This window comes from Pseudomonas sp. Pseusp97, assembly GCF_047304025.1.
Taxonomy (GTDB): Bacteria; Pseudomonadota; Gammaproteobacteria; order Pseudomonadales; family Pseudomonadaceae; genus Pseudomonas.
Window position 1 is genome coordinate 1 of record NZ_JBGLYK010000616.1, and the last position, 232, is coordinate 232.

Sequence of the window (232 nt, forward strand, 5' to 3'; positions counted from 1 at the left end):
TCGCCTGGCCGCTGGCGCCGGCTCGGCCGGTCCGGCCGATGCGGTGAACGTAATCCTCGGGTACGATGGGCAGGTCGAAGTTGACCACCAGCGGCATCTCCTCTATATCCAGGCCGCGCGCGGCGACGTCGGTGGCGATGAGGAAGTCCACCTCGCCGGCCTTGAACCGCGCCAGGGCGCTAAGACGCGACGGCTGTGGCTTGTCGCCGTGGATGGAGTCGGCTCGGATGCC

General features: G+C 69.0%; 1 protein-coding gene. It reads right to left on the reverse strand.

The genetic code is table 11. The features are described 5' to 3' along the window. On the reverse strand, positions 1–232 hold a 232-nt coding region (locus tag ACCC94_RS30545), incomplete at both ends, for a helicase-related protein (protein ID WP_413353276.1).